The following is an 8284-nucleotide window of genomic DNA, read 5'->3' on the forward strand; positions in this document are numbered from 1 at the left end:
TTCCGGTCGTTCAAGCCTAACGTTACAACGCCATAGAAAACGCCGCCCATCGTGAGATGTGCGGCGTTTTTTTATGCCTGCTGAATAGGCATGCACAACACAATCCATGTGGGAGCGGGCTTGCTCCCACAGGTCACTCGTATGCCTTCAAGATCTGCTGTACCGCGCCATCCACGCTCAAGTCGCTGAGGATCACCTGTGTACCCGCCACCTCAGGCAACACCGCCAACGCGCTTTGCGCCGAATCCTTGAGCCGCGCCAGTACCAACTGCGTTCCTCCCCCCCGCACCCGCACAAAAAACTCCTGCAATGCCTCAATGCTGGTGCCATCCAGATCGGGCGATTCTTCCAGGCTGAGAATCACCGAGTGAATCGGCGTTGGCGAATGGCGGATCAAGCGCAACGTACTGCCCAGAATCCGCTCGACGTTGGCAAAGAACAACGCCTCCCCCGGCCGAACAATCAACACCCCAGGCACTGTCTGCGCCGTCGGATGGCGTTGCAGGTCGACAAAGTCATGACCACCATCAATGCGCCCCAGGACCTGAATATCCGCTGCTGACATTTGTTTGAGCATCAGCACCACACTGATCGCCACCGCCACCAGCAGGCCGTCCAGCACCCCCAGCACCAGCACTGCCGCCACCGCGCAGATCACCAGCAACCGGTCGCGCCGCCAGATGAAATACCGTCCCAGCGGTTGCAGGCTCAAGCCTCGCGCCAGGGCATGGATAACGATGGCGGCGAGAATCGGCTCCGGCGTCAGGGCGATGTAAGGCAACACCGTCAGAACAATGAGCAACACCACCAGCGCCGCCACGCCACCGGCCAGTCGTGAAGTGGCCCCCGCCGCTTCATTGGCCGACGTTGCCGAGAACCCTGCCCCTGCCGGCATGCCATGAAACAATCCGGATAACAGGTTGGACGCACCCAGCGCCAGCAGATCGCGGCTCGACGAAGTCCGGTCGCCGTGCTTGAGCGCGTAGGAACTGATCGAGCCGTACGACTCCGCGTACAGGATCATCACCATGGCAAAGGCCAATTCGCCCAGCCGCAACCAGTCAGTAAAGGGCAATGTCGGTAACCGGGGCACTTCCAGGTTCAAATCGATCACACCGATCAACTTCACGCCATACGCCGGCAGGTTCAGCCACTGACTGGCAACGATGCCGATCACGACCACCAACAAGCCACCCGGCAAGCGTCGGAATCTTGCAAACAGCACTAACAAGGCCAATGCCACGACGGCGACACTCGCCGCTACCCCATTCCATTGCGGCAGCTGTTGCAGTAACTGCGGCAGAAACCGCACCAGATTGCCGTCGCTCAGATGCACACCGACCACACTGGCGAATTGCTTGAGGATGATGGTCAGCGCCAGGCCAAAGGCAAAGCCGCGCAGCACCGGCTTGGCGATGAATGAGGTCACGCTCCCCAGTTTGAACAGCCCCGCCAGCAAGAAGAACGCACCGGTCACCAACACCAGGCCGAAGGCCAGGGTCGAACGCAACTGGGGGTCGCCGTTGGCCAGCGTCGCGGTAGCGGCGGCCAGCACCGCTGCGGACGAAGAGGTGGCCGACACAATGGCAAAACGACTGGTACCGAACAGCCCATAACACAGCAAACCGGCAAACAAGGCGATCACCCCGGCCTGCGGCGCCACGGCGGCAATACTTGAATAGGCGACTGCTTCGGGCAACAACAGACCGGCAATCGACAACCCGGCCAGCAAGTCCCGCCAGGGATTGGGTCGCTCGGTGAGGTTGGGGGGTGAGGCGCTCGGCAATCCGTTGACTCCAGGCGAAAAAAAACCGCTGCACGTATCACGTGCAGCGGCCACTGTAGCTGTCAATTCGGCGCTGCGCGAGCAGGCCGAACGATCACGCGGTCAGCGAGTAGATCAACGCGGTAATAGCCACCAGGCCCACCGCTGTCACGAAGACATTGGACGCCTGCCCGCGATAACGCGCCATCGCCGGCACCTTGCGGATCGCGTACATCGGCATCAGGAACAGAATCGCCGCGATGATCGGGCCGCCCAGGGTTTCGATCATCCCCAGAATGCTCGGGTTCAGCGTGGCGACGATCCAGCACACCACCAGCATGAACGCCGCGGTCATACGGTTCAGGGTCTTCGGCGCCGGGCGTTTGCCGCTTTTGACGATCAGGCCTTTAAGGCCTTCGCTGGCACCGATGTAATGGCCCAGGAATGACTTGGAGATGGCCACGAAAGCAATCAACGGTGCCGCGAAGGCGATGGTCGGGTTGCTGAAGTGGTTAGCCAGGTACGACAGGATCGACAGGTTCTGTGCCTTGGCTTCGGCCAGTTGTGCCGGCGACAGGGTCAGCACGCAACTGAAGACGAAGAACAGAACCATCACCACCATCAACAGGTGAGCGCGGGACAGGATCTGCGAGCTGCGCTCTTCGGCGTGGTCGCCGTAACGGCGCTTCTGGTCGACCGCAAACGCCGAAATGATCGGCGAGTGGTTGAACGAAAACACCATCACCGGAATCGCCAGCCACAACGTGTTCAGCAGCGCCGACGGTTCAGGAAGCGTGCTGGCGGTGGTCAGAATGCCGCCGTTCCAGTGCGGAATCAGGAACACCGCCAAAAACAGCAACGCCACGATAAATGGATACACCATCAGGCTCATGGCCTTGACGATCACCTGCTCGCCGCAACGCACCACCGCCAGCAGGCCAAGGATCAGCACCAGCGACATCACCGCACGCGGTGGCGGTGTGATGTGCAATTGATGCTCCAGGAAACTGCCCACGGTGTTGGTCAGCGCCACGCTGTAGATCAGCAGGATCGGGAAGATCGCAAAGAAGTACAGCAAGGTGATCAGCGCACCGGCCTTGATGCCAAAGTGTTCTTCCACCACTTCAGTGATGTCGGCGCCTTCGCGTCCAGACAGCACGAAGCGGGTCAGACCACGGTGTGCGTAAAAAGTCATGGGAAACGCCAGCACTGCCAGGACCAGTAACGGCCAGAAACCGCCGAGCCCTGCGTTGATCGGCAAAAACAGCGTGCCGGCCCCGATGGCGGTGCCAAACAGGCCCAGCATCCAGGTGGTGTCATGACGATTCCAGTTCGAAAGAGTCGCTGGTGCCGCCGCTACATAGCGCTTGTCGACGCTATTGGCCTGATCATTCATCCGGTGGGATCTCCACATTCCGGTCAGTTGCTACCCGGTCAGGACGAGTCGGAAAAACCCGACAGGCAGCGCCCTGGCCGAAACAGGGGCGCGATTGTCCGGGATTAATGAATAAAAGCAAATACTTAGCTGAGGAGTGGTGGTGCGGATCAGAGGTTTTCAGGACGGCGATTGACGCTTTCCTGATCGAACAGGGTGCATCACAGACTGATGCGCCGTTGTCACTGAAACCCAGATCATCGCCAAAGTGCCGATTAAAATGCTCGGCTTATGCTCCCGAAACACACCAATCTGCTCTAGGCTCGAGGACATCGTGAGTGATCCAAGGGCACAGGCTGCGACCAGGCCCGTCATTGACGTGGCGATGATCACCCCATGAGTCAGGTCTGCTTTTTGTTTGTAGTACCAGCACAGTCCCAGATAGATGGCGATGCAAAGAATGCTGCTGATAATCGAGCAGTTGAATTGGTCCGGCGCCATAGGGCCCTATCCTTGATATGAGGCCGATTTTGTAGCTCGAAAACCAAAAATTGCGCCTAGAACAGCACCCACCAGAGTACTTCCAAGACCAGGGAAAATCATATTCGCGAACGAGGCACTGCCCACTGTCGTCGAAATTATTGTGACGTCCATGACTCGACTGATAGGCAAGCGTGTTTCCTTACGACAAATTTTCTTGGCTGGCATGTGTTCGCCTCCTCCTGGATGGGCCGCTCTGGGCGCCTGCGTACGAAAAACATGCCGTGGATTATGTGTGAGGCACGTATGGCGGGCAAACACCAATAGGTAACTGAAAGCATCCGAAACCGTGGGTGTGTGATCATCGCCGCACAGCAGCTTCCCCTTGATAAAGGCCCTCTGTCATGTATTTTCAATTGACCGGCCTTCTATCTGGAGACATCCCATGCCACTGGTTCGTGTCGACATCAAAAAGCATCAGGATCCCACCTTCGCCAAACGCGTCGGCCAGCTCATCTACGCCGCCATGCACAGCGCCATCGCCGTGCCGGAAAACGATAATTTCCAGATACTGGCGGAGCACGATGAACACCATTTCATCTTCGACCCCCAATACCTGGGCATCAAACGCACGGACAATCTGGTGATCATCCAGATCACGCTGAGCGAAGGCCGTTCGGACGAGAAGAAAAAACTGCTCTACAAAACCATCGCCGAAAGTCTGAATCGTGAACTGGCGGTGCGTCTGGAGGATGTTTTCATTAATCTGGTGGAAGTGAAAAAAGAGAACTGGTCGTTCGGCAACGGGATTGCCCAGTACGCGCTTTGATCCCCACCTTTGATACCTGTGAGCCACTGATGCCCCGAGTTTCCCGCAAGCAAGCTGACCTCAACCGTGAAATCATCGTCGAGGCTGCCACGCGCCTGTTTCGCGAGCGGGGCTTGCACGGCATCAGTGTCGTCGACGTCATGGCGGCAGCAGGTCTCACCCATGGCGGCTTCTACGGGCATTTCGAGTCCAGGGAAGCGTTGGCGCAGGAGGCCAGCGGCCGGGCGTTCGACCAATCGGCAGAAAGCTGGCAGGAGCGGATCGCCGCCCATGTCGACGACAATGACGCCGCCCGCCGTGCGCTGATCGAGCCTTACCTGTCGCAAGCCAGCCGCGATAACCCGGGTGAAAGTTGCCCGGTGGTCGCCTTCGCCGGGGACATGTGCCACGAAGCGACAGACAGTGGATTGCGCCAGACCTTCATGGAAGGGCTCAACCGGCTGCTGAATTCCTACGGCTCGCTGCTCAATTCAGGCGATGTCGATGCGGATCGGCAACAGGCGCTGGTGGAGTATTCGCTGATGGTCGGTGCCCTGACCCTCGCCCGCGCCAGCCGCGGCGATGCGCTGTCGGATGAGATTCTTGACGCGGCATGCACGTTCCTGACCTCGAAGGGTTCATCCAACTGATCAGCCCCGTGTAAGACCTTTGGCCATTGCCAAACTGATCGGGAATCAGCAATCTGAAGCGACGTTCGAGCCCCCCGACATTCCTATGCTCACAGGAGCGCAGCATGCCTGCAACCGTTCTGGTACTGGTTGAAACCATCAATGATTATTTGCCGATTCTTGAACATCAGGGTTTTCATCTGATTCTTGCCCCAACCCCTGCCGAGCGCGCGGCGGCCATTGCCCGCAATGGCGTTCAGATCGATGCGGTGCTGACCCGTGGCCCATTGGGTCTGAACGCCGATGAAATCGCCGCCCTGCCCAACCTCAAGATCATCTGTGTCATCGGTGCCGGTTACGAACACGTTGACCTGCAAGCCGCCGCCGACCGTGGTATCACGGTCACCAACGGTGCCGGGGTGAATGCGTCGTCGGTCGCCGACCATGCCATGGCGATGCTGCTCGCGCTGGTGCGTGACATTCCCCGCTGCGATGCGGCGGTGCGTCGGGGTGAGTGGCCGAAGATCATGCGCCCTTCCCTCGCCGGCAAGCGCCTGGGCATTCTCGGCCTCGGTGCCGTCGGCATGGCCATCGCCAAACGCGCCGCCAATGGCTTCGACATGACGGTGAATTACCACAACCGTCAGCATCGCAGCGATGCGCCCTACACCTTTTGCTCCACGCCTACCGAATTGGCCCGTGCCTCGGATTTTCTGATCATCGCGACCCCGGGCGGTATTGGCACCAGGCATTTGATCAACAAACATGTGCTAGACGCCTTGGGGCGCGACGGGTTCCTGATCAACATCGCCCGCGCCAGCGTGATCGTCACCGCCGACCTGGTCAGCGCGCTTGAACAACGACGCATTGCCGGCGCCGCGCTGGACGTGTTCGATGCCGAGCCGCAGGTGCCGCAGGCACTCAAATCGTTGAGCAACGTGATCCTGACGCCGCATGTGGCGGGATTGTCCCCTGAGGCGACTCAAGGCACCGTCGAGTTGGTGGGACGCAATCTGGCGGCGTTTTTCTCCGGCAACCCGGTTTTGACGCCCATTGCCTTGCCGTGTGCGCAGAGCAGCGCCGCGGTTTGAGGTTTATTCAAACAGGTGTATCAAAAACAATGATTGGCCGGCAACACGCTCACCTATAAGGGGCGTTGAAGGTTGTGGGTGCCGGAAGCGCGGATTAGATTAGTCAATAGTCGCAGGACTCCAAAATAAGCAGAAGGGATAAGCATGGCGCTTACTGACCAGTCCACCCGTATCCGCTCCGGCGAAGAGCTCGACGCCAGCCTGATCGATCCATACCTCAAGGCGCACATTGCAGGCCTGAGCGGTTTACCGCAGATCAGCCAGTTCCCGGGCGGCGCGTCGAATCTGACGTACCTGCTCGAATACCCCGAGCAGGAATTCGTCCTGCGTCGGCCGCCGTTTGGTCACAAGGCCAAATCCGCCCACGACATGGGCCGCGAATTTCGCATTCTCAACCAGCTCAAGGACGGCTTTCCGTACTGCCCCAAAGCCTACGTGCACTGCACCGACGAATCGGTGATCGGCGCCGAGTTCTATGTGATGGAGCGGGTCAACGGGATCATCCTGCGTTCCGAACTGCCGCCGGAACTGGGCCTGGATTCGGCGAAAACCGAAGCGCTGTGCAAAAGCTTCATCGACAAGTTCGTTGAACTGCACCGTGTCGACTACAACGCTTACGGCCTGGGCGACCTCGGTAAACCCGAAGGTTATGTCGCTCGGCAAATCAAAGGCTGGAGCGATCGCTACGAGAAAGCCCTGACCCCGGACGCGCCACAGTGGGAAGCGGTCAAAGCCTGGCTCAACGACAAGATGCCGGCCGACCACCCGACTTCCAGCATCGTCCACAACGACTATCGTTTCGACAACGTGATCCTCGATCCGCAAAACCCGATGCAAATCATCGGCGTATTGGACTGGGAACTGACCACCCTCGGCGACCCGCTGATGGATCTGGGCAACACCCTCGCCTACTGGATCGAAGCCGGCGACCCGCCACCGGTGCAACTGATGCGCCGCCAGCCCAGCCATGCACCGGGCATGCTGACCCGCCGTGAATTCGTCGACTACTACGCCGAGCGCGCGGGCATCCGGATCGACAATTTCGACTTCTACTACACCTATGGCCTGTTCCGTCTGGCTGGCATCGTGCAGCAGATCTACTACCGCTTCTTCCATGGTCAGACGCAGGACAAACGCTTCGCGCAGTTCATTCACATGAACAAGATGCTGGAGCAAATGAGCCTGCAAGTCATTTCGAAATCCAGCCTCTGATCCGTCTGGCGCGCTTCTCGCAAAGCAGGCCCCAATAACAAGACTTTTTAGAAGAGAATCCCATGTCCAAGACTCAGTTGTTCGACCTCGACGGTAAAATCGCTTTCGTCTCCGGCGCCAGTCGCGGCATCGGTGAAGCCATCGCCAAATTGCTGGCCCAGCAAGGCGCCCACGTCATCGTCTCAAGCCGCAAGCTCGACGGCTGCCAGCATGTCGCCGACGCGATCATCGCCGCTGGCGGCAAGGCCACTGCCGTCGCTTGCCACATCGGTGAAATGGAACAGATCAGCCAGGTCTTCGCCGGCATCAAGGAACAGTTTGGCCGCCTCGACATTCTGGTCAACAACGCGGCGACCAACCCCCAGTTCTGCAACGTGCTGGACACCGACCTTAGCGCCTTCCAGAAAACCGTCGACGTCAACATCCGCGGCTACTTCTTCATGTCGGTGGAAGCCGGCAAGATCATGCGCGAAAACGGTGGTGGCAGCATCATCAACGTCGCCTCGATCAACGGCGTCTCGCCAGGCATTTTCCAGGGCATCTACTCGGTGACCAAGGCCGCCGTGATCAACATGACCAAAGTGTTCGCCAAGGAATGCGCGCAGTTCGGCATCCGTTGCAACGCCCTGCTGCCGGGCCTGACCGACACCAAATTTGCTTCGGCACTGGTGAAGAACGACGCGATCCTGAAGACTGCGCTGCAGCAAATTCCACTCAAGCGCGTGGCTGATCCGAGTGAAATGGCGGGCGCCGTGTTGTATCTGGCGAGTGATGCGTCGAGCTACACCACTGGGGTTTCGTTGAATGTGGACGGCGGATTCCTGTCCTGAATCAAATCGCCAGGTAAGCAAAAGGCAGCCTTTGGGCTAATGCCGATCAGTTAAGCCATTACGCGATCCGTAGCAGCTGGCGAAGCCTGCGTTC

The 8284-nt window shown here is 58.9% G+C and carries 8 protein-coding genes; 5 read left to right on the plus strand and 3 right to left on the minus strand.

Annotation, left to right across the window (positions count from 1 at the left end; translation table 11 throughout):
* Positions 1–133: 133 nt before the first annotated feature.
* The 3 genes from PMI22_RS03525 to PMI22_RS03515 all read right to left on the minus strand — a co-directional run bounded on the left by PMI22_RS03525 (position 134) and on the right by PMI22_RS03515 (position 3641).
* Positions 134–1786 carry a SulP family inorganic anion transporter gene (locus tag PMI22_RS03525; RefSeq protein WP_007948670.1) on the minus strand — a complete coding sequence of 551 codons (1653 nt, stop codon included), beginning with the start codon at positions 1784–1786 and terminating at the stop codon, positions 134–136.
* Between the two features lie 94 nt (positions 1787–1880).
* Positions 1881–3161 (minus strand): HAAAP family serine/threonine permease, encoded by a 1281-nt coding sequence (locus PMI22_RS03520; RefSeq protein ID WP_007948671.1) that lies wholly within the window; start codon positions 3159–3161, stop codon positions 1881–1883.
* 159 nt (positions 3162–3320) lie between these two features.
* Positions 3321–3641, minus strand: a complete 321-nt coding sequence (locus PMI22_RS03515; protein ID WP_007948673.1) for a hypothetical protein — start codon at positions 3639–3641, stop codon at positions 3321–3323.
* Between the two features lie 424 nt (positions 3642–4065).
* On the opposite strand from PMI22_RS03515, the gene PMI22_RS03510 reads away from it, so the two are divergent.
* The 5 genes from PMI22_RS03510 (at position 4066) to PMI22_RS03490 (ending at position 8190) form a co-directional block, all read left to right on the plus strand.
* On the plus strand, positions 4066–4449 hold the full coding sequence (locus PMI22_RS03510) for a tautomerase family protein (protein WP_007948675.1): 384 nt from the start codon (positions 4066–4068) through the stop codon (positions 4447–4449).
* Between the two features lie 29 nt (positions 4450–4478).
* Positions 4479–5078 (plus strand): TetR/AcrR family transcriptional regulator, encoded by a 600-nt coding sequence (locus PMI22_RS03505; protein ID WP_007948676.1) that lies wholly within the window; start codon positions 4479–4481, stop codon positions 5076–5078.
* A 104-nt stretch (positions 5079–5182) separates the two neighbouring features.
* Positions 5183–6148: a 2-hydroxyacid dehydrogenase gene (locus PMI22_RS03500; RefSeq protein ID WP_007948677.1), complete on the plus strand. Its 966-nt coding sequence runs from the start codon at positions 5183–5185 to the stop codon at positions 6146–6148.
* A 144-nt stretch (positions 6149–6292) separates the two neighbouring features.
* Positions 6293–7360, plus strand: a complete 1068-nt coding sequence (locus PMI22_RS03495; protein WP_007948678.1) for a phosphotransferase family protein — start codon at positions 6293–6295, stop codon at positions 7358–7360.
* 62 nt (positions 7361–7422) lie between these two features.
* Positions 7423–8190 carry an SDR family oxidoreductase gene (locus tag PMI22_RS03490; protein WP_007948679.1) on the plus strand — a complete coding sequence of 256 codons (768 nt, stop codon included), beginning with the start codon at positions 7423–7425 and terminating at the stop codon, positions 8188–8190.
* Positions 8191–8284 lie beyond the last annotated feature (94 nt).

This window comes from Pseudomonas sp. GM21 (genome assembly GCF_000282215.1).
In the GTDB taxonomy this organism is placed as follows: Bacteria; Pseudomonadota; Gammaproteobacteria; order Pseudomonadales; family Pseudomonadaceae; genus Aquipseudomonas.